The organism is Emcibacteraceae bacterium, assembly GCA_041396985.1.
In the GTDB taxonomy this organism is placed as follows: domain Bacteria; phylum Pseudomonadota; class Alphaproteobacteria; order Sphingomonadales; family Emcibacteraceae; genus Pseudemcibacter.
The window spans coordinates 312,790-334,153 of record JAWKXO010000005.1; the positions used below are offsets into that span (position 1 = coordinate 312,790).

General features: G+C 49.5%; 20 protein-coding genes. 4 read left to right on the forward strand and 16 right to left on the reverse strand.

All coding sequences use genetic code 11. The features are described 5' to 3' along the window. Positions 1 to 4: 4 nt before the first annotated feature. A complete protein-coding gene (locus tag R3D86_14270; GenBank protein ID MEZ5759383.1) occupies positions 5 to 640 on the reverse strand; it encodes a glutathione S-transferase family protein in 636 nt (211 codons plus the stop codon). Between the two features lie 12 nt (positions 641 to 652). Next, a complete protein-coding gene (locus R3D86_14275) occupies positions 653 to 1,075 on the reverse strand; it encodes a DUF350 domain-containing protein (GenBank protein MEZ5759384.1) in 423 nt (140 codons plus the stop codon). A 127-nt stretch (positions 1,076 to 1,202) separates the two neighbouring features. Here R3D86_14275 and R3D86_14280 point away from each other — a divergent pair, with 127 nt between their 5' ends. After that, positions 1,203 to 2,528: an amino acid permease gene (locus R3D86_14280; GenBank protein MEZ5759385.1), complete on the forward strand. Its 1,326-nt coding sequence runs from the start codon at positions 1,203 to 1,205 to the stop codon at positions 2,526 to 2,528. Positions 2,529 to 2,566: 38 nt separating this feature from the next. Here R3D86_14280 and rpsD read toward each other — a convergent pair whose 3' ends face one another. From rpsD to gor, 7 genes are all read right to left on the reverse strand, one after another. Further along, complete coding sequence (gene rpsD, locus R3D86_14285; GenBank protein ID MEZ5759386.1) at positions 2,567 to 3,184, reverse strand: 30S ribosomal protein S4; 618 nt, start codon at positions 3,182 to 3,184, stop codon at positions 2,567 to 2,569. A 127-nt stretch (positions 3,185 to 3,311) separates the two neighbouring features. Beyond that, positions 3,312 to 4,172, reverse strand: coding sequence for an RNA methyltransferase (locus tag R3D86_14290; protein ID MEZ5759387.1), 861 nt, complete (start codon positions 4,170 to 4,172; stop codon positions 3,312 to 3,314). Further along, positions 4,172 to 5,506 (reverse strand): cysteine--tRNA ligase, encoded by a 1,335-nt coding sequence (cysS, locus tag R3D86_14295; protein ID MEZ5759388.1) that lies wholly within the window; start codon positions 5,504 to 5,506, stop codon positions 4,172 to 4,174. The genes R3D86_14290 and cysS overlap by 1 nt, the downstream gene beginning before the upstream one ends. After that, entirely contained in the window at positions 5,507 to 6,841 is a 1,335-nt protein-coding gene (gene gltX / locus R3D86_14300) for a glutamate--tRNA ligase (protein MEZ5759389.1), read from the reverse strand. 8 nt (positions 6,842 to 6,849) lie between these two features. Beyond that, positions 6,850 to 8,514, reverse strand: coding sequence for an NAD+ synthase (locus tag R3D86_14305; GenBank protein ID MEZ5759390.1), 1,665 nt, complete (start codon positions 8,512 to 8,514; stop codon positions 6,850 to 6,852). A gap of 18 nt (positions 8,515 to 8,532) precedes the next feature. Then, entirely contained in the window at positions 8,533 to 9,918 is a 1,386-nt protein-coding gene (locus R3D86_14310; GenBank protein ID MEZ5759391.1) for a 3-deoxy-7-phosphoheptulonate synthase class II, read from the reverse strand. Between the two features lie 69 nt (positions 9,919 to 9,987). After that, positions 9,988 to 11,337, reverse strand: coding sequence for a glutathione-disulfide reductase (gene gor / locus R3D86_14315; GenBank protein ID MEZ5759392.1), 1,350 nt, complete (start codon positions 11,335 to 11,337; stop codon positions 9,988 to 9,990). Positions 11,338 to 11,479: 142 nt separating this feature from the next. Here gor and R3D86_14320 point away from each other — a divergent pair, with 142 nt between their 5' ends. Together R3D86_14320 and R3D86_14325 are read left to right on the forward strand one after the other, a co-directional pair. Further along, entirely contained in the window at positions 11,480 to 13,327 is a 1,848-nt protein-coding gene (locus R3D86_14320) for a CocE/NonD family hydrolase (protein ID MEZ5759393.1), read from the forward strand. Continuing rightward, on the forward strand, positions 13,324 to 13,866 hold the full coding sequence (locus R3D86_14325; protein ID MEZ5759394.1) for an NAD(P)H-dependent oxidoreductase: 543 nt from the start codon (positions 13,324 to 13,326) through the stop codon (positions 13,864 to 13,866). Before R3D86_14320 ends, R3D86_14325 begins: the two co-directional genes overlap by 4 nt. A 45-nt stretch (positions 13,867 to 13,911) precedes the next feature. Here the strand turns inward: R3D86_14325 and R3D86_14330 are convergent, their stop codons facing one another. From R3D86_14330 to glmU, 3 genes are read right to left on the reverse strand one after another with little or no spacing between them, the layout of a single operon-like run. Continuing rightward, positions 13,912 to 14,283, reverse strand: coding sequence for a DUF4440 domain-containing protein (locus R3D86_14330; GenBank protein ID MEZ5759395.1), 372 nt, complete (start codon positions 14,281 to 14,283; stop codon positions 13,912 to 13,914). Positions 14,284 to 14,325: 42 nt separating this feature from the next. Beyond that, positions 14,326 to 16,167: a glutamine--fructose-6-phosphate transaminase (isomerizing) gene (gene glmS, locus R3D86_14335; protein MEZ5759396.1), complete on the reverse strand. Its 1,842-nt coding sequence runs from the start codon at positions 16,165 to 16,167 to the stop codon at positions 14,326 to 14,328. Between the two features lie 14 nt (positions 16,168 to 16,181). Continuing rightward, positions 16,182 to 17,528, reverse strand: a complete 1,347-nt coding sequence (gene glmU, locus R3D86_14340) for a bifunctional UDP-N-acetylglucosamine diphosphorylase/glucosamine-1-phosphate N-acetyltransferase GlmU (protein ID MEZ5759397.1) — start codon at positions 17,526 to 17,528, stop codon at positions 16,182 to 16,184. A gap of 141 nt (positions 17,529 to 17,669) precedes the next feature. Here glmU and R3D86_14345 point away from each other — a divergent pair, with 141 nt between their 5' ends. Further along, the gene (locus tag R3D86_14345; protein MEZ5759398.1) at positions 17,670 to 18,353 is read left to right on the forward strand and encodes an HAD family hydrolase; all 684 of its coding nucleotides are present in this window, start codon (positions 17,670 to 17,672) and stop codon (positions 18,351 to 18,353) included. On the opposite strand, the gene R3D86_14350 is transcribed toward R3D86_14345, so the two are convergent. From R3D86_14350 to R3D86_14365, 4 genes are all read right to left on the reverse strand, one after another. Beyond that, complete coding sequence (locus R3D86_14350; protein MEZ5759399.1) at positions 18,337 to 19,419, reverse strand: nucleotidyltransferase family protein; 1,083 nt, start codon at positions 19,417 to 19,419, stop codon at positions 18,337 to 18,339. The two genes, R3D86_14345 and R3D86_14350, sit on opposite strands and share 17 nt — an antisense overlap. Then, the gene (locus R3D86_14355; GenBank protein MEZ5759400.1) at positions 19,412 to 20,404 is read right to left on the reverse strand and encodes an HprK-related kinase A; all 993 of its coding nucleotides are present in this window, start codon (positions 20,402 to 20,404) and stop codon (positions 19,412 to 19,414) included. The genes R3D86_14350 and R3D86_14355 overlap by 8 nt, the downstream gene beginning before the upstream one ends. A 16-nt stretch (positions 20,405 to 20,420) precedes the next feature. Continuing rightward, complete coding sequence (locus R3D86_14360) at positions 20,421 to 20,768, reverse strand: HPr-rel-A system PqqD family peptide chaperone (GenBank protein ID MEZ5759401.1); 348 nt, start codon at positions 20,766 to 20,768, stop codon at positions 20,421 to 20,423. An 80-nt stretch (positions 20,769 to 20,848) separates the two neighbouring features. Continuing rightward, positions 20,849 to 21,364 (reverse strand): hypothetical protein (locus tag R3D86_14365; GenBank protein ID MEZ5759402.1); only part of this gene is annotated, 516 nt, incomplete at its 5' end.

Consider the following 21,364-nt stretch of genomic DNA (forward strand, 5'->3'; position numbering starts at 1 on the left):
CCGATTAAAGTTTATACCCTTCGGGCAAATGTTTCATGGTGGCGGCGTATGATGGACGCGCCTTCATCCGCTCATACCAGGCGCAGATATTATTATAAGGCTTAATATCAAAACTGGTATATTCATTGGCCATCATCAACGCAAAGGCAATCGGATCAGCAATGGTAATTTCATCGCCACAAAGGAAATCATTTTCTTCCAACAACCGTTCAAGATAAGGCAGCTGTGCTTCTAAAAATCCGGCTGCTTCCTTGATAGCGGCGGGGTCAGGGTCCTTGTCATAAAAGGCTTTCATGACAATATCCTGAACGAAATAGACGGTGATCCAGCGACCGATATGATAGCCGATAAAATCAACGGTCTGGTCTATTTTTGCGGCTTCCAGCGGATCGGCGGAATAAAGCCTTTTACCCGAAATATTGGCCAGATAGCGGCACATATTATTGCTTTCAAATATCGGGTGGCCGTTATGTTCCATGGCCGGCACCTTGCCCAGCGGATGGACTTTTAAAAATTCCGGTAATTTATGCTCGCCCTTCTTAAAATCGAGGTTCACATACTCATAATCAAGTCCAAGCTCCTCCGCTGTCATCACCACTTTAACCGCGTTATAGGTTTTGCCGCCGTATATTTTTAACATTAAATTATGCTCCTAAAATTTATCTGAAATTGCCGCTGCATTAATCAGCGCGATAGAAATTTTCCCGGCAAAAAGCAAAATTGCCGGGCCTATTTCGTTATTTTGAATCCGTTCCTTTAGATTGTCAATCACCAGATTGGCAAAGTAAAAGGCGAGGATCTGAATAAGCAGAATTACCCATCCCCAGATGAAGATATCCCAAAGGCTGATGCTGCCTTCAAGGCAGGATGCCAGCGGAATGGCAAGGCCCAGTATCCCCGCCGCCATCGAAATGCTTGCCGCCACATTGCCCTGCCGCACCAGCTCCAGCTCATGATAAGGGGTGATTTTCTCATAAATAAAAACCCCGGCCCCCAGCATGATCAGGGTCAGCCCGAAGTGGGAAATAAAATAGGGAAAACCGCTTAACAGCGTATCAAAAACCGGTTCCATCATCGCTCCTTCTTTTTTTCATGCATCTTATCAGTATATCGTCTTCACGCAATAAAAAAGCCGATGCCCTTTGCCGCTTGCCGGGGTGGGTTGCCCGTGTTACCATCCCGCTTAAAATAAGGGGAAGCCCATGACGGAAAAGGGAAAATTCAGCACCGCAACCGCGCTTGCGATCGTGATTGCTAACATGATCGGCACCGGTATTTTCACGAGCCTTGGTTTTCAGCTTGCCGATATCCACTCCGGTTTTGTGATTATGACATTGTGGGCGCTTGGCGGGCTGATGTCGCTTTGCGGCGCTTTATGTTATGCGGAACTGGGGGCAAAGCTGCCGCGCTCGGGCGGGGAATATAATTTCCTGAGCCAAATTTATCATCCGGCCGCCGGGTTTATTTCCGGCTGGATATCGGTCACTGTCGGTTTTGCGGCGCCAACCGCTCTTGCCGCCATGACCTTCGGCGAATATTTAAGCTCTGTTTTTCCCTCGCTGAACCCCTTATGGCTTGCCACTTTTCTGATACTGATCATGACCGCCATTCATTCAACCAGTCATAAAAACAGTGGCGGGTTACAGGATTTTTTCACCACCGGTAAAATCCTGCTGATTGTCGGCTTCTCCATCGCCGCGCTGATCGCGGTTGATGAACCGCAGAACATTAATTATATGCCCAGCACATCCGATCTTAGCCTTTTTACCGGCGGGGCCTTTGCCGTGTCGCTTATTTATGTCGGCTATGCCTATACCGGCTGGAACGCGGCCACGTACCTTACCAGCGAAGTGGAAGACCCGCAAAAAAGCCTGCCCCGGGTGCTAATTGTCGGCACCGCCACTGTTATGGCCTGTTATCTGCTGCTCAATTATGTGTTTCTGGCTGTGGCGCCAATGGACGCCATGGCCGGGAAACTTGAAATCGGCTTCATTGCCGCCAACCATGCTTTCGGCAGTGTCGGCGGCACGGTTATGGGACTATCCCTTTCATTATTGCTGATTTCCACCGTAAGTGCCATGCTGGTGGCGGCACCCCGGGTGCTGCAAATGCTGGGGGAAGATTACAGCCTTTTTCAGGTTTTGGGCAGAAGAAACAGCCACGGCATTCCTTCAACCGCCATCTGGCTTCAATCCATATTGGCGCTTCTGTTTCTCTGGAGCGCGACATTTGAAAGCATCCTGCTTTTTTCAGGGGCGACCATGGCGTTAAATTCATTATTCGTTGTGGCCGGGGTATTCATCCTGCGCCGACGCGGCGTGGGGCAGCATGATGCAACCTTCAAGATTCCGTTCTACCCGCTTCCGCCGATAATATTCATTGCGATCAGTACAGTGACCCTCGGCTATCTGACGGTGCAGAACCCGGAGGAAATTGCCTTCAGCATCACCCTGATCGTGACCGGGGCGATTGGCTATTTCCTCACTTTAAAACTATCCACTAAAGCAGAAAAAAGCCGCCCTGAATGATCAGAGCGGCTTTTTAAGCAAATCGTGATAAACTAAGCTTATCTTGAATAGAACTCGACCACCAGGTTTGGTTCCATCACAACCGGATAAGGGATCTCATCCAGTGACGGCACACGAACAAAGGTTGCCTTGCGGCCATCTTCTTCAACGGTGATATATTCCGGTACTTCGCGCTCAGGGCTGTCAATTGCCTGAATAACCATTGGGATCTGACGTGATTTTTCACGGATCTCAATAACATCGCCGACTTTAACCATATAGCTAGGGATATTTACTCTTTGGCCGTTCACTTTAACATGACCGTGGTTGACAAACTGACGGGCAGCAAAAACGGTTGGGACGAATTTCGCACGGTAAACAACCGCATCAAGGCGTGTTTCGAGCAGACCAACAAGGATCTGACCGGTATCACCACGGCGGCGGACCGCTTCGGTATAAATACCTTTAAACTGTTTTTCTGTGATATCACCGTAATAACCTTTAAGCTTCTGTTTTGCCATAAGCTGAACGCCATAGTCAGAAAGCTTAGCGCGGCGACCCTGACCATGCTGGCCGGGACGGTATTCGCGGGTATTTACCGGTGATTTTGGACGACCCCAGATGTTTTCGCCCATACGGCGGTCGATTTTATACTTGGCTTGTGTACGTTTTGTCATTTTTCCAAATCGCTTCTTGTGTTAAAATTGATATTAATATCAGCGCCGTAAAGAACAATATGTGGTCCCTTACGCAACCTGAGACTCTCACTCAGGTCATTCGAGATGGGCGGAATATAGCTATTTATCAGCCCTTGTCAAACTTAATCTGGCTTTTTTCCTTACTTTTCGGCTTCTTTTTGGCCATTTGTCTGGCAAGTTCGGCTTTTTCTGCCTGCCAACCCGGTCCGCCGCCGGTGGCCAGTGCCTTAACCACCCCGCGTAAGGTGCTCACTTCCTCGTGGGTCAGGTTACTGCGGGTGAAAATATTTCTTAAATTGCGCCGCATTAATGAGCGCCGCTGGTCGGACCGGAAATATCCCGCCTCCTCCAGCTCGGCCTCCATATGATCAAACAGTTTCTGTAACTCCCCCGCTGTTGCCGGGCGGGTATCAAGGGTCGGGGTATAACTGTCCGGAATTTCGGTGCCTGTCTGAAACCATTCGTATGCCATCAGCCCAACCGCTTGCGCCAGATTGATGGACGCAAATGCCGGGTTCAGCGGCACCGACACAATCGCCGTTGAAAGCGCAATATCATCATTTTTAAGACCCGCTTTTTCGGGCCCGAACAAAAGCCCCACTTTCCGACCAGCATTCACAAAGCCGCGCATCAGCGCACTGCACTGTTTGGGGGTGATCACTTCCTTGATCATATCGCGGGGCCGCGCCGTGGTCGCATAAACATAATCAAGATCGGCGATCGCCGCCGCCGTACTGTCAAAAACTTTCGCCCGCTCAAGCACGATATCGGCACCCGCCGCCGGGGCCACCGCATCAGGATTGGGCCAGCCGTCCCGAGGGGCGACAAGCCGCAGGTCAGTAAGCCCGAAATTATACATGGCGCGAACCGCTTTTCCGATATTTTCCCCAAGCTGCGGAATGACCAGAATAATAGCCGGCCCTTCGTCCGATATGACCGATGCTTCCTTATGGTTGGTTCCGGCCACTATTTCTTTTCCCAGGATGTGCCATCGGGGCCATCCAGCAAAGTAATTCCCTGCGCCGCAAGCTCACTGCGGATTTGATCAGCTTTTGTAAAATCCTTTGCTTTTTTGGCTTCAGTACGATCAGAAATTAATTTTTCAATCTGATCTGCTGAAATGCCACTCTCATCAAGCCCTGCTTCAAACCAGTTATCCTGTTCAAGAAGCCCCAGAAGACTTGCCGATGCTTTAAGAGTGCCTTTTTTGCTGTCATCCTTGGCAAGCTGGTTAAGTTCCATTATTGCCTTTGGCGTGTTGAGATCATCCCGCAGGGCATCCAGTACCGCGTCTGATGGTTCGGTGGCCATTACGTCATTGGTAATTCTGTACCAGCGGTCAAGCTGCTTCATTGCCTGCCTGATCCCGTCACGGCTGAAATCAACCGGCTGGCGGTATTGTGCTGACAACAACGCCAATCGAATGGCTTCGCCCTTGCCCGGGAATTCGTCCAGTAATTCATGAACCGTCACGTAATTCCCAAGGGATTTTGACATTTTTTCCCCGTCAACGGTAAGGTAACCATTATGCATCCAGTAATTGGCGAGCGCTGCACCACCATGGGAACATTTGCTCTGGGCGATTTCATTTTCATGATGGGGAAAGATCAGATCCTGACCACCGCCATGAATATCAATGGTTTTACCAAAATTCTTTTCAATCATTGCCGAACATTCAATATGCCAGCCTGGGCGGCCACGGCCCCATGGGCTTTTCCAGCCCGGTTGGTCATCGGTCGATGGTTTCCACAGCACAAAATCCGGCGCTTCGCGTTTATAATCGGCCACATCAACCCGCGCCCCGGCCAGAAGGTCTTCAACCGTGCGTCCGGAAAGTTCGCCATAATCCTTCATGGTTGATACCTGAAAAAGCACATGACCATCGGCAACATAGGCATGGCCCTTTTCAACCAGGTCACCGATCAGCGCGATCATTTCCGCAATATAATCGGTAGCTTTCGGCCGCACATCCGGCAGCTCGGCGTTTAAGGCAGCCATATCCTCTTCATAAATGCGGGTGAATTTTTCGGTGATCACAGAAATATCATCACCGGTTTTCTGGCTTGCTTCAATGATTTTATCATCAATATCGGTAATGTTACGGGCATAGGTCAGGCCGCCATAATCATGGCGAAGCAATCTTGCCAACGTATCAAACACAACCACCGGGCGGGCATTGCCCACATGGGCATAATCATAAACGGTCGGCCCGCACACATACATGGTGACATGGTTGGGGTCGATCGGTTTGAACTCTTCTTTCTTATTGCTCAGTGTGTTGTAAATTTTTAAGCCGCTCATTTACGCCTCTTGGCCGTTCAGTCGCGCCCTGACACGATCTTCACCGATCAGCGGCAGCAATATGCCAAGCTCAGGCCCATGATCCTGCCCTGTAAGCGCGCGGCGCAGCGGCATAAAAAGATCCTTTCCCTTGGCACCGGTCTGCTCCTTAACCGCGGCGGTCCATGCTTTCCAAGTTTCACCGTCCCATTTGCCGGATGGCAGAAGCTCCGCCGCTTTCAAAGCAAAATCGGCATTGTCAATGACCGGTTTAATCGGGCCATTGACGATATGGAGCCAGTCACCAATATCCTTTATGTAAGTGATATTGGCCCGGGCGACGTTCCAGATGTCTTCCGTGACAGCGGCCGGAAGCCGGTCTTTTACCGAATTATAGTCTGTAACATGGAGGATTTTGGCGTTTAGGATTTCAAGATCTCTTGGGTCGAATTTGGCGGTTGCGCGGCTGAATTTTGAAAATTCAAATCCTTCTATTAACGGCTCCATTGTGGTGAAGGGTTCAATCGGGTCGGATGATCCGATCCGTGCAAGCAGGCTCACGATGCTCATGGCTTCAAGCCCCTCTTCCTCGCGGTATGATTTGATGCTGGCGGAGCCAAGCCGTTTTGAAAGCCCCTCGCCCTTTGCCCCTGTAAGCAGCGAAAAATGGGCCATTTCCGGCGCTTTTGAGCCCAGTGCTTCAAAAAGCTGGGTCTGTACCGCGCTGTTGGCCGAATGATCCTCGCCGCGCATAATATGAGTAATACCAAAATCAATATCATCCACCACCGATGGCAGGGTATAAAGATAGCTGCCATCCTCCCGCACCAGAATAGGGTCACTAAGCGCGGCAATATCAAAGCTCTGAGGTCCCTTGACATGATCAACCCATTCAACACGGGCCGGAATATCAAGCTTGAACCGCCAGTGTGGTTTGTTACCGGCTGCTTCCAGTTTGGCGCGCTCCGCGTCGCTTAAATTGAGGGCGGCACGGTCATAAAGCGGAGGCTTACCCTGGCCCAGTTGAATTTTTCTTTTTAAATCAAGTTCCTGTGCCGTTTCATAGCAGGGGTATAACCGCCCGTCCGCTTTCAGTTTTTCAACCGCCGCATCATAGCGGTCAAAGCGTTCTGACTGCTTTGCCGTCTCGTCCCAGTTAAGGCCAAGCCAGATAAGGTCTTCCCTGATTCCGTCTTCATAGTCCTTTGTTGACCGCTCCAAATCGGTATCATCAATACGAAGGAAAAACACACCGCCCATTTTGCGGGCATAAAGCCAGTTTGAAATGGCGGTTCTTACGTTCCCCACATGAAGGCGCCCGGTCGGGCTTGGGGCAAATCTAACTTTTACAGACATTCTGTTTCCTATTTATCTTTTTTGTCTCGATACCCATTGGTGATGGGATAGCGCCTGTCACGGCCAAAATTCTTTTCTGATATTTTAACACCCGGGGGTGCCTGTCGTCTTTTATATTCTGCGGTATAAAGCAGATTTTGTATCCTCGCAACCGTCTCGGCATCATGGCCGAGGGCAATAATCTCTTTTGTTGCCATTTCCCGTTCGATCAGACATTCAAGAATATCATCCAGCACCTCATAGGGTGGCAGGCTGTCCTGGTCTTTCTGATCGGGCCTAAGCTCGGCGGTTGGCGGTTTTTTGATGATATTATAGGGCATGATCTGTCCACGTGGGCCAAGCCCGCCGACAGGGTGATTTTCATTGCGCCATTCGCTTATTTTATAGACATCCAGCTTGTAAATATCTTTAAGCGCATTATAGCCACCACACATATCGCCGTAAATGGTCGCGTAACCCACCGACATTTCCGATTTATTGCCGGTGGTCAGCACCATTTTACCGAATTTATTGCTAAGCCCCATCAGGATCACGGCCCGAATTCTTGACTGGATATTTTCTTCCGTCAGGTCAGGTGACGTCCCGGCAAATGATCCGGTCAGCATTTTTTCAAAAGCCATAACCCCGTCATTGATCGGAATATTATCAATTTTGCAGCCGATCATCTGCGCCGCATCCGCCGCGTCAATCAGGCTTTCTTCCGATGTATATTTTGACGGCATCATCACCAGATGAACCCGGTCCGCCCCCAGCGCATCAACGGCAATAATAGCGCTAAGCGCACTGTCAATTCCGCCGGACATACCGATAATCACCCCGGGAAAGCGGTTTTTATTCACATAATCACGGGTTCCGATCATCATCGCCTGATAAATATCGGTCAAGCGGTCATTTTTTGGCGGGATGTCCTGTGGCGCACACTGCCAGTCGCCTTTGACGTCCTTTTCCCAGTTGGTTATGGTGGTCACTTCCAAAAAGGCGGGCTGGCGCACAATCACGGTCCCGTCCCGATCCATCACGAAAGCTTCACCGTCAAAGACCAGCTCATCCTGCCCGCCGACCTGATTGGTATAAATAAGCGGAATACCCGCCTGCGCCACCCGGTCACGTCCATTTTGGTAACGGTCTTCCGATTTCGGCAAATCATAAGGCGAGCCATTAAGGGAGACCAGAATTTCCGCCTGTTTATTTTTCAGATAGTCAGTGACAGTTTCCCACCATAGATCTTCACAAGTGAGGACACCCAGCTTAACCCCTTTAAAGTCAATTGGTTCGGGGCATGGGCCACTTTCAAAAACCCGCTTTTCATCAAAGACCCCGTAATTGGGAAGATCGCGTTTATGGCGGATCGCGGCAATGGTGCCATTTGCCAGCAGGAGCGAGCTGTTATAAAGCTTTCCGCCCTCGATCCAGAGCGAGCCGATCAACATCGCCGGGCCGCCATCACTGGTTCGTCTGGCCAACTCGACCGCCTTATCCATGGCATCACGCTGGAAGGATGGTTTTAAAACAAGATCCTCGGGTGGGTAGCCAATCAGCACCAGTTCGCTATAGACAATCAGATCGGCATCAGGCGTCTGCTCACGCACCTTAAGGATGCGTACAGCATTACCGTCAATATCCCCGACGACGGGGTTTATAGTCGCTATTGCGATTGCGAGTGCACTGGCCATCTGACATATCGGTCCTTTTTAGCGTGCTGCGGCTGCTTTTAATTCTTTTGCCCGCTCAAGCCGCTCTTCCTTAAGCCCTTCGGCAATCAGAAACGCGAGCTCAAGGCTCTGGCTTGCGTTCAGGCGCGGATCACAATGTGTGCGGTATCTGTCGGCAAGCTTTTCTTCGGTAATCGCTTCGGCACCACCGGTACATTCGGTCACATTCTGTCCGGTCATTTCAAAATGAACGCCCCCGGCATAGGTTCCCATGCTGCGGTGAATTCTGAAAAAGCGGCGAATTTCTGTCAGCACATCTTCAAACGGACGGGTTTTAAAACCTCCTGCCGCGGTAATGGTGTTACCATGCATCGGATCAGACGACCAGACCACAACCTTGCCTTCACCTTCTACCCGTTTAATAACAGATGGCAGCTTGTCTTCAATAATATTCGCGCCCATCCGGCAGATCAGTGTGATGCGGCCCGCTTCATTTTCCGGGTTCAGCAGATCAAGAATTTTAATCAGCTCATCAAGATCTGTTTTTGGCCCAACCTTAATACCGAGCGGGTTTTGAATACCGCGCAGGAATTCAACATGGGCTTCCCCAAGAATTCGGGTACGGTCGCCGATCCAGAGCATATGGCCCGATGTGTCGTACCAGTCACCGGTGGTGCTGTCGACGCGGGTCAGCGCCTCTTCATAACGAAGAAGCAATGCCTCGTGCGAAACATAGAAATCGGTTCCCTGCAGCGCATTGCTGTTCGGGTCAATCCCGCAGGCTTCCATGAAGGATAGCGCTTCATCAATCCGGTCGGCCAGGTCCTGATATTTCTGAACCGCTTCACCGCGACCCACGAAATCAAGGTTCCATTGATGCACTTTCCGAAGATTGGCATATCCGCCTTGGGCAAAAGCACGCAGCAGATTAAGCGTAGATGAGGCCTGCGAATAGCCCTTGATCATACGCTGCGGGTCCGGAATGCGGGATTCCTCGTCAAAGCTGATACCATTGATGATATCACCACGGTAACTTGGCAGGCTGACACCGTTTTTTGTTTCCATATCGGCGCTTCTTGGCTTGGCATACTGCCCGGCCATACGGCCCACTTTAACAATCGGGCATGACGCGGCAAAGGTCAGCGCCACGGACATCTGCAGAAGTACGCGAAACGTATCACGAATTTTATCGGCATGGAATTCGGCAAAGCTTTCAGCGCAGTCGCCGCCTTGAAGCAGAAAAGCGTTTCCTTTGGCCACATCGCCAAGCTGCTTTTTCAGGCGTCTTGCCTCACCTGCAAATACAAGCGGCGGCAACCTTCTCAGTTCTGCTTCCACTTCCGCAAGTCTGGCTTCATCCGGATAAGTCGGCACCTGGCGGATAGGCATTGATCTCCAGCTGTCAGGGGTCCATTTCTTAGTCATTGTTCAAATTCCATTAATTTTCGTACATTACTGCACTCTATAAGGCTTTTATCCGCCCTTGTGAAGCCATTACTTCATTAAAACGAATTCTTCCGCCGATGACGGGTGCACCGCAACCGTATCGTCAAACTGCGCCTTGGTCGCACCGACTTTAAGCGCAATGGCAATACCCTGTATAATTTCGGCACTGTCCGGTCCGATCATATGGGCACCGACAACCTTGTCAGTTTCCCCATCAACCAGCAATTTAATCAGCGATCTTTCATCACGCCCGGCAAGGGTAAATTTCATCGATTTATATTCGCTGCGATAGACTTTTAAATCATCGCCATATTTTTCACGTGCTTCTTCTTCCGACAGGCCAACAGTGCCGATCGGCGGCTGGGAAAAAATCGCTGTCGGAATATTATCATAATTCACAAAAGTCGGCTTGTTGTTAAACTGGGTCGCGGCCAGTGCCGCCCCTTCCTTAATGGCAATCGGGGTCAGCTGCATTCCTCCGGTCACGTCACCAACCGCAAAAATATTATCAACATTGGTGCGGTAATATTCATCAACGATAATGTCACCATTTTCTTTCATTTCCACACCAAGCTCTTCAAGCCCGATATTTCTGCTGTTGGCCTGCCGCCCGGTGGCATAAAGCACACAGTCGGTGGCCATTTCATTACCATCGCTTAGTTTCAGAATATATTTGTCACCATTTTTAAGAATTTCGTCGACATCATGATGAATGCGGACATCAATGCCTTTTTTAACCATTTCATCACGCAGCTTGGTACGGATTTCCAGATCAAAGCCGCGCAAAATTTCTTCCCCGCGATAAAGCAGCGATGTTTCAACGCCAAGCCCGTTAAAAATTCCGGCCATTTCAACAGCAATATAGCCGCCACCGACAACGGTGATTTTCTTTGGCAGCTCATCAAATTCAAATACCTCGTTGGACGATATGGCATGCTCAATCCCCGGAATATCAGGGTATGACGGCCATGCCCCGGTCGCGATCAGAATTTTATCGGCGGTGACCGTCCGGCTGCCGCCCTCTTCAGTCAGTTCAATGGTATGGCGATCAAGCAGTTTTGCCCGTGCCCTGATGATCTCAACTTTATGATTATCAAGGTTCTTGCCATATAGCCCTTCAAGGCGGTCTATTTCCTTATCCTTATTGGCTTTTAAGGTTTTCCAGTTAAAATCATGACTGCCTTCCGACCAGCCGAACCCGACCGCATCGCGGAAATGGGACGAATATTCGGACGCATAAACAAACAGCTTTTTAGGCACACATCCCCGGATTACACAGGTCCCACCAACACGGTAATCTTCGGCAAGGCCGACTTTTGCCCCATATGTTGCCGCCATCCGGCTTGCCCGAACCCCGCCGGAACCGGCCCCAATCACAAAGAAATCATAGTCATACATTTTAATTTGTCCTTAAATTTTCTTATTCATTAAAGTGGCGTTCTGAACCAAAAAGTCAAGCGGCGATCAGGATAAAATCAGAAATAGACATTAGCCCATTAATGATGATACTCATTTATAGGCAAAATAAGGGGAAGAAATAATGAAAAAAGTGATCGGATATTTATCCATTATCATGATGTTGGCGGCACTCTCGCAAACTTCACTGGCAGCGGAAAGCTATGATTTAAAAGCAAATTATCAAAAAGCCGAATATGATATTCCGATGCGGGACGGCATCAAACTTCACACGGTTGTCTATACCCCGCGCGATCAATCGGTAAGTTATCCGATCATGTTACTGCGCACCCCCTATTCCGCCGGGCCATATGGGGATGAGTATATAAAGGCAACATCCCTTGCCCCCCATATTGATATGGTTCGGGACGGCTATATTTTCGTCACGCAGGATGCCCGTGGCACCTATATGTCCGAAGGGGTTTTTTCCGATATTCGCCCCTTAAGCGAAGTGCCGGGTGAAGCCGATGAAAGCACCGATAATTATGACACCATCGACTGGTTGATCAAGAATATTGAAAATAACAACGGCCGCGTCGGCCAGTGGGGTATTTCCCACCCCGGCTGGTTCGCAGTCATGGGGATGATTAACCCCCATCCGGCGTTAAAGGCGGTCTCGCCGCAGGCAACGACGGGTGATCCGTTCATTGGCGACGATTCCCACCGTAACGGCATTAACCGGTTGATGGCCCGCATGGCGTGGAGCCACGGTATGATCGAAGCCACCGCCGCCGACCGTCATGACCCGAATAAAAAAATTGTAAAGCCTGATTACGGCACCAACTGGGGTTATGAATTTTTCCTGAACTCTGGCCCGCTTGATAAAATTAATGAAACCTATTTTGACGGGCAGCTCACCAGCGTATGGCAGGATGTGATCGACCACCCCAATTATGATGAGCATTACCAGCGCCGCAATATGCCAAAACTGATGAATGATATCACCCTGCCGGCCCTTTTTGTCATGGGTTGGTTTGATGCACCGGACCCTTATGGCACCATTGCCACTTACCACGCGATTGAGGAAAAAAATCCCCAAAATAAAACCACCCTTGTCGCCGGTCCGTGGGTGCATGGCGGCTGGCGCAGCGGTGACGGCTCAAAATTAGGCGACATTAAGTTTGGTTCACAAACGTCTGATTTTTATAATAAAAATATGCTTATGCCGTTTTTTGAATATTACTTAAAAGACAAGGGCGACTATAAACCGAACGAAGCCTATATGTTTGAAACAGGCGGCAATAAATGGCATAAATTTGCTGAATGGCCGCCAAAAAATATGAAGGAAAAAGCCTTATATCTTACCGACAATTTCAAGCTTTCCTTTGAGCCACCAAAAAAAGACGGTGCCGACAGCTATTTGAATGACCCCAATAAACCCGTGCCCTATTCAACCAAAATCGAATTCGGCTATGCCCTGGGCGAATACCGGATCGAAGATCAGCGGATGCAGTCAACCCGCGGCGATGTGCTGACCTATCAGACTGATGTGCTGGAAAATGACATCACCATTGCCGGGCCGGTACTGGCTAGACTGGTGACTGAAACCACCGGCACCGATGCCGACTGGTTTGTTAAAATCATTGATGTTTTTCCAAATAGCGGCGAAAACCCGGGGTATCAGATGCTGGTCGGCGCCGAGGGGATGCGGGCGAAATATAGAAACAGCCTATCAGACCCCGAACCGGTAACGCCAAATGCGCCGACCGATATAAATTTTGAAATCCGTGATAAATTCCACACTTTTAAAAAAGGCCACAAAATCATGATCCAGGTCCACAGCACCTGGTTCCCCATTTATGACAGAAACCCGGGGCAGTTCATGAATATCTATACCGCGGACAAGGACGACTACCTTAAAACCACGCAAACCGTCATCCGTAGCAAAGCCGCCCCGTCACGGGTGATTTTGCCGATTTTAGAGAGCCAATGAATAAGATCCTGATCATTTATGCCCATGAACATCATGATAGCTCCACCATCAACAAAGCCATGGTTGATGCGGCCCTCGGTATGGACGGGATCACCTTCATTGATCTTTATCGGCTTTACCCCGACTTTAAAATCGATGCTGAGGCGGAAATAGACAGGCTTTTTGACCATGACATCATTATTTTCCAGTTCCCCATGCACTGGTTTTCCACCCCCGCGTTGCTTAAGGAATATCAGGATAAAGTGATCCTTTCCAAACATGCCTACGCGCCGGAGGGAAAGGCATTTACCGGGAAATATTTCCTCTGCGCCACCTCCACCGGGGCGGGGCTTGATAAATTCGGCCCCGGAAACCGTAACAATTACACGGTTGATGAATTTTTAAGATCGGTTGAGCAAACCATGCGTGCTACCGGCATGACCGTGCTGCCCCCTTATGTGATATACGGTGCCCGCTTTGCAATCGGCGAAGGCCGCCTTGAACCCCATATCAATGGCTGGATCACATTGCTTGAAAAACTTCGGGCTGGGAAGAATTAATCAGACTGACGCGACTGATATATAAGGACAAAAACAGCATAACACTCACTCCGTTTGCACGGTACCCTGATGAAAATAGATTTTCCATTTTTCATTTTTATACCGCCAGACTGATGACCGCAATGTCGAGCGTAGGATGACCCCATTCGCGTCTTTGCTGACACATTTATAGCGGACCAGTGCCGCATCCGGACTAAGCATTTTCACAGAAAAATCGCTTGTGTGAAACCTGATCGGCGGATTATCGGATTGAGCGGTCAAAGCCTCAATAATTTCATTTTTGGTCCAGCTTCTGCCCGAGCTGCCAAATTCCGTAAAATCATCCGCAAGCAAAGCATCTAGCTGCGTTTTTGAAGCCCGTGTTTCCGACTGCAGCAACAGTTTTTCAAGCACCTCAATGCGCTTTTCAGGGTTCATAACTGAAATCCTTAAATTATCAGATAATTTAAAAGATATAAATTATTCCACCGTCACCGACTTGGCAAGGTTTCGTGGCTGATCAACGTCGGTGCCTTTGGCAACAGCGACATGATAGCTTAGTAGCTGCACCGGAATCGCGTGAAGCAGCGGCGTCACGAATTCATCGAGCATGGGAAGCGCCACCGTGGCAATGGCGGACCCGCCGTCGGCTTTTGCCCCTTCAAGATCGGTGAAGAAATAAACCTGGCCTTTACGGGCGATCACTTCCTGCATGTTAGAAACGGTTTTTTCATAAAGACGTCCGCTTGGCGCAATGACAATAATCGGTACATCCTTGTCAATCAGCGCGATCGGGCCATGTTTCATTTCCCCGGCGGCGTAGCCTTCGGCATGGATATAGGATATTTCCTTAAGTTTCAACGCGCCTTCCATGGCAATCGGATATTCAAGGCCGCGGCCAAGATAAATCACATCGCGGGCTTTCGCCACGTCCTCAGCCATTTTCTGGATGGCATCATCATGATTTAAGACTTCTGCCATACGGGCCGGCACTTCGGAAAGGGCGACACAAAGCCGTGCTTCCTCGTCCTCGTCAATGGTGCCGCGCGCTTTGGCATGGGCAATCGCCAGACAGGCCAATACCGCCAGCTGACAGGTAAAGGCCTTGGTTGAGGCAACCCCCACTTCCGGCCCGGCATGGGTATGGAGAACAAAATCGCTTTCCCGTTCCATCGAGCTTTGCGCCACATTAAGGATCGATAAAATATGCTGACCCTGTGACTTGGCATAACGAAGTGCTGCAAGTGTATCGGCGGTTTCGCCCGACTGTGAAATAAAAATGGAAAGGCCACCATTCGGCATCACCGGTTCGCGGTAACGGAATTCGGACGCAATATCCACATCAACATTGATGCGGCCAACCTGTTCCAGCCAGTATTTTGCCACCATGGCGGCATAGAATGATGTACCGCAGGCAATGATCGTCACCCGGTCAACCGCCGACAGATCAAAGGGCATATTGGTGATTTTGACCCGGCCGTTTAAGGGATCAATCAGTGACCCCAGTGTCTGGCCCACCACCATTGGCTGTTCATATATTTCCTTCATCATGAAATGTTTGTAATTGCCCTTGTCGATATTGCCGCTGGCCGCATCAACAGTGTGGATTTCGCGGTCCACCGGTTCACCCGACGCATTATAAACCTGCACTGTCGTGCGGGTGATTTCGACCCTGTCCCCTTCATCAAGATAGGAAATCCGGTTGGTCAGGTGCGATAATGCAATCGCGTCAGAGCCCAGATACATTTCGTGGCCTTCATTTTCATCCGTACCATAGCCCAGCACAAGCGGGCTGCCGCGCCGCGCGCCGATCATCAGGTTTTCCTGGCCTTCAAAAATTATCGCCAGCGCAAAGGCCCCTTCCAGTTCGGAAAGTGCCGCTTTGGCCGCATCACGGGCGCTTAAACCCTGATCAATGAAATCGGTAATCAGGTGAACAATGGTTTCCGTGTCCGTTTCAGTCATGAAATTATGACCACGGGCGCTGAGGCGTTCACGAAGTTCGCGGAAATTTTCAATAATACCGTTATGAACCACTGCCACTTTCTCGGACGCATGGGGGTGGGCATTTCTGACCGTTGGTTCACCATGGGTGGCCCAACGGGTATGACCGATGCCGACATGGCCGGGTAGTTCATGACGGTCAAGTTCATTTTCAAGATTGATCAGCTTACCTTCCGCCCGGCGGCGGTCAATGGTTCTTCCATTAAAAAGCGTTGCCACACCGGCACTGTCATAGCCGCGATATTCCAGCCGGCGAAGTCCTTCAACAATTCGCCTTGCCACATCCTGTTCACTGATAATTCCAATAATTCCACACATTGACAGTTACCCTGTTATACCATTTTCTTTGCTTTTTTATCTGTTCTGAATTTGGCGGCCCAGCCGCCAAGCTGCTTTTGTTTGCCACGGGCAATCGCCAGCGCATCACCCTCAACCGCGAAGGTAATAACACTACCCGCCCCGACAATGGCCCCGTCACCGATGGTGACCGGTGCGACCAGCGCCGTGTTTGAGCCGATAAAGGCCCCTTCACCGATATCCGTATGATATTTGAAATAACCGTCATAGTTACAGGTGATGGTTCCGGCACCGATATTGGCGTTTTTTCCGATCCGCGCGTCCCCGATATAGCTTAGATGGCTGACCTTTGCCCCGTCTTCTACGCTGGCCTTTTTAATTTCAACGAAATTGCCGACCTTAACCCCTTCGCCAAGCACTGCCGCCGGACGAAGCCTGACAAACGGCCCCACTGTTGATCCCGCACCGATGATTGCCCCTTCAATATGGCTGAAGGCTTTAATGGTGACATTACCCGCAATTTTTGTGCCCGGGCCGAATACCACATTAGGCTCAACCGTCACATCCTGTCCGATGAGTGTATCATGGCTGAAATAAACGGTTTTCGGATCCTTAAGGCTAACCCCTTCATCCATGAAATACTGGCGGAGTTCATTTTGGAAGACCTCTTCCGCCTCGGCCAGTTCACTGCGGCTGTTAATGCCCATGACTTCCTGTTCGTCCGCTTCCACCACGGCGCAGCCAAGACCCATTTTATTGGCAATTTCACCCACGTCCGTCAGGTAATATTCTTTCGCGGCATTGTCATTTTTAAGACTGTCCAGCAGGGTAAACATATGCTCCCCGCTTAAGGCCATAATACCGCTGTTGCAAAGTTTTATGGCCCGCTCGTCTTCCGATGCGTCCTTATATTCGATAATGGCGTCAAGATGGCCGTCAGCATCCAGTTTCAACCGGCCATAGGCTTTGGCGTCCGCCGGTGTAAAGCCAAGAACGACAACCGCAACACCGCTTTTTTGCCGTGTTTCAATCATTTTCTGCATGGTGGCCGTGGTCAGCAATGGCACATCACCATATAAAATAAGCACGTCGCCCTTAAACCCGGCGAGTTGATCCCTTGTCATCTGTACCGCATGCCCGGTACCAAGCTGTGGTTCCTGCACGGCGATTTCAGCCTGTGTTCCCACGGACGCTTCAACCTGCTCCTTTCCGGCACCCACCACAATCACTTTACGGGTCGGATTAAGCGGCTCGGCACTCGCGAGCAAGTGATGAAGCATGGGCCGTCCGCCAAGCGGATGCAGCACTTTATGCAATGAGGATTTCATCCGCGTGCCTTTTCCGGCGGCGAGTATAACGAGAGCAAGTTCAGATTTAGCCATGTTTTTTATTATTTCCTGTTATTTTTTTTGTACTCTGACTATTAATTGGGTCAACATAATGTCATAAGATTAATCAATACTGAATAACTAACCCTTTTTTACTACAGATGCTTTAAATATATATTAAAAACGGCCTAATAAATGCTTAAAAATAAACCGAGCGCCATCCTCTTCGATCTTGATGGCACCATCGCCGATAGTGCCATTGACCTTGCTGCTACTTTAAACCACATGCTTAAAAATAACGGACGGGCCGAAATTGACCCCGCCGACGTCCGCAATATGGTCGGCGAAGGGGCAAAAGCGCTTATCATCAAAGGCTTCAGCCATAGTGGCGACCGGCCGTCAGACGCAGAAGTAGACATCCTATTTGATCAGTATCTTGACTATTATCGGGCCCATATTGCCGATTATACCACATTATTCCCTGGTGTGGTTGAATTGCTTAATTCACTCAAAAATCAGGATATTCCGATGGCGATCTGCACCAATAAAAACGAGGTGCTGACCCGTGAGCTGCTTGAAAAGCTGGATATTGATCATTTATTCGCGGCCGTAACCTGCGGTGACAGTTTTGAATTTAAAAAGCCGGACCCAAGGCATCTTTTTGCCACGTGCGATCTGATGAATGTGGATCCTAAAGATGCCATTATGGTTGGTGACAGCATTAATGATATCGCCGCCGGGCGCGATGCCAAAATGCTCACCGTCGGGGTTTCCTTCGGCTATACCAGAATTCCGGTCCGCGAGTTGGGCCCGGATATTGTCATTGATCATTTTGATGATTTTTTTGCTGCGGTGAATGACTTTAACCGCCCATACTGAAGCGACGGAAAAATTTAATCGTCAGATGTCGGGTAAGCAGCAGCGGCGGCATCCTTAACCAGTGGGAACGGATATAAAGCCCGTTTGCCGCAACCCAGCGGGCAAAGCCCGTTGCCCCGAATGAAGGTGAAATAACCCCCGGCACCATCCAGTCCATGATTTTGCGCACAATTGGGTTCGGACCAAATGGCCTGATATCCGACATCACGGCTTCCGGAATTTCGGTTCCCATGATAATTTGCGTGTATCTCAGCGCATAATAAAGCGCCCGGGTCAGGCCAAGCTCAATTGCCCGTGGCACCAGTTTGTCCCAGAAGCCGGCAATTTTGCCAAATTCATTCAGCATATCATGTTGCTCGAGCAGGTTTCTTAGGCTTGAACGCACTTCCCCGTCCTGAAACTGATGCACGACGCTGTGCAGGATAATATCCACATCGGAAAAAACATAAAACCCGCTTTTGCTTTTTATCGCGTCCGCGATCAGCTTTGACATATCAGGTGAAACCCGGCTGGTCACAGGCAGGATACTGTGATGAACATCAATACTGATCCGCCTGTCCGGATGCACCATTGGCGGCAGTTCATGGGCATATTCACGGTAAAATTTCTGGTCATAATCATTATCAAGCTGGTGCTGCCATCCGGCGGCAATGAATTTTTCCTCGACCCAGTCAATTCGCTTTTTCGGCACCAGAACATCAAGATCAACGCTGATGCGCCCGCGCGTGCAGCTTAAATCTTTATCAAGATAGGCTGCCCCCTTAAGCAGGATGACTTTTTCATCACTGCCTTTTAAAGCGCGCATGACCCTGTTCATTTCCCAGCGGATCATCCTAGCCGATGAAAGACTGTTATAGGTAAAAGATTTAAAAAGGTTTTGAACTTTTGCGGGCAGCAGATCAATTATCTTTAAACTTTCCGCATCTGCCGCCAGGCGCCCGGCCAGGTTGGATATTCTCGCCTCACGAAGAAGGGCGTTCCATTCACTGGCATCCAAAGACGTCATCAGTTCCGGATTTTTAAGCACACGGATCAGAATATTTTTATCGGTGATTACTTTAGCCATGATCACCACCCGCTTTAATTTCGCTCGCCTTTTTGGCGACAAATTCTTCCACCAGCGAAACCGCATCATCAAGTGACGGGTAAATAATTTCACAGACATCAGACGCGTTGATGATATCCGAAATGGCACGAAACGCATCTTCGCCAATATCGCCGTAATTGGCCGATGACATTACCATCCTGAAAAAGGCCATCGTTTTGGTAATCGGCCGGATTGCCGGTTTGGCGGATGAATCATAAATCGGCAGGATCACCACATTTGGTTTTGTCCTTTTATGCATCTGTTCAATGGATGCTTTTGGCGGGCGCAGATAACAGATCGTCCCTTTTGGTGTGCCGTGATATTCATCCGTGAAATAATCACCCGCGTTATCACTGACCTGTCCGACCCAGTCTTTCATCACGGCAATGGACTGGTTTTTTAGGGACACGGCCCGCGGATAAGGCACCAGCTCCCCGCTTTCCATATCAAGAAGGCCAAATTCGTCAGAATGAAGCTGCCACCCCCGGTAAGAGAGACCCGCTGCCAGCGTGCTTTTACCGCTACCTGACATCGCCGGCATGACAAGCCCTACACCATCCTTTGCCACCACACCAGCATGGAACATCAGATATTGTTTGCAGGCGGATGCCACCTGCCAGTTTAGCCCCATCTCTAAGCTGACCATTCCCATACTGGCGGGCAGCGGAATAAAATCACTGTTCATTCCCACATCAACAAAGGCCTGTGGCTTTATATACTGGCGGTAAAGATTGCGGCCGAATATCCTGATCGTATTATCCAGAACCACCGGATTATCATAAAAAGGATAGTCCCGGTAAATTTTGATAAATTCATCACGGATATTCCTGAACTTAAGCGCCACATTGACTGTAAACGGGCCTATTTCCAGTTGGGCGCCATGAGTTGCAAGACGGGCATCAAGTTGCTGATCGGTAAAGTTTATCAGATTGTCAGTTTTGTGAAAAAGACTGGTCGGCGACATTATTTTTCTTTTCAATTCAGATCGGTTCTATCAGGCCCATGTTATCAAAACCGGCAACCGTTTCGATAATATTTTGTGTTGTTGTCGCATCAGGTTCAGCGTCAATAATTTTTGAAAATTCAGCAAGCAGCTGATCAAGGCTTTTGGGACCATCCTCATAAAGGGCAAGAAGTTCACGGGCAAATTCATTCAGCACCTGTGTATGACCACTGCGCGGGTCATAAACAATACTGGCATCTTCCCATTCCGACCAGATCAGACCGGCATTATCCGGCACATGAAAGACCAGTTTTCTATCAAATGAATTTGCGGACGTTAAAATAATCAAAACCCCTTTTATAAAATCCCAAAGAAAAAAGCTCACGAATCATACCCTGATCATGAGCTTTAATCATTAAAATTCTATTTATTGTTTTTTCGCGTCCTACCAGACAGGAAAACCAATTAATTCGGGTTGCCGCCAGGGCCGTTTTCCGCATTATTATTTGGCAGTGAACCACCGGGTGCCGGCTGATCACCGTTACCCCAGCCATTATTTCCTTTGATTTTATAATTAAATTCAATGGAATTAACACAGGAGAAACCAAATCGCTGATTAAGCGGATCTTTGATAAATTCCCAGTGATTTAAATTGCTGGCATCAAATGGCTGAAGCTGTGTCCCGGGAGGATAGTCATTTGCAAGATCTTCCGGCAACAGTTCAAATTTATGAGTCCCATTGTTTGGTGCCGCAACCTGTCCACCCTTAATCGGCACCTGCAGCATTGCAGAGCGGTTATCGGCAGGGTTGTTGGCAATATTCATCAGGTTGATCACACAAAGCCCGGCTGAGTCAGCATGGGCAAGTGGCACACCACCATGAAGCGTCAGCGCAACTGGCGCGGCAATGGCCCCTGCTTTCAGCAGGCTGCGTCGATGCAAACGTTTTCCAAGAGTTGCCCCACTTTTTACTTCATTTTT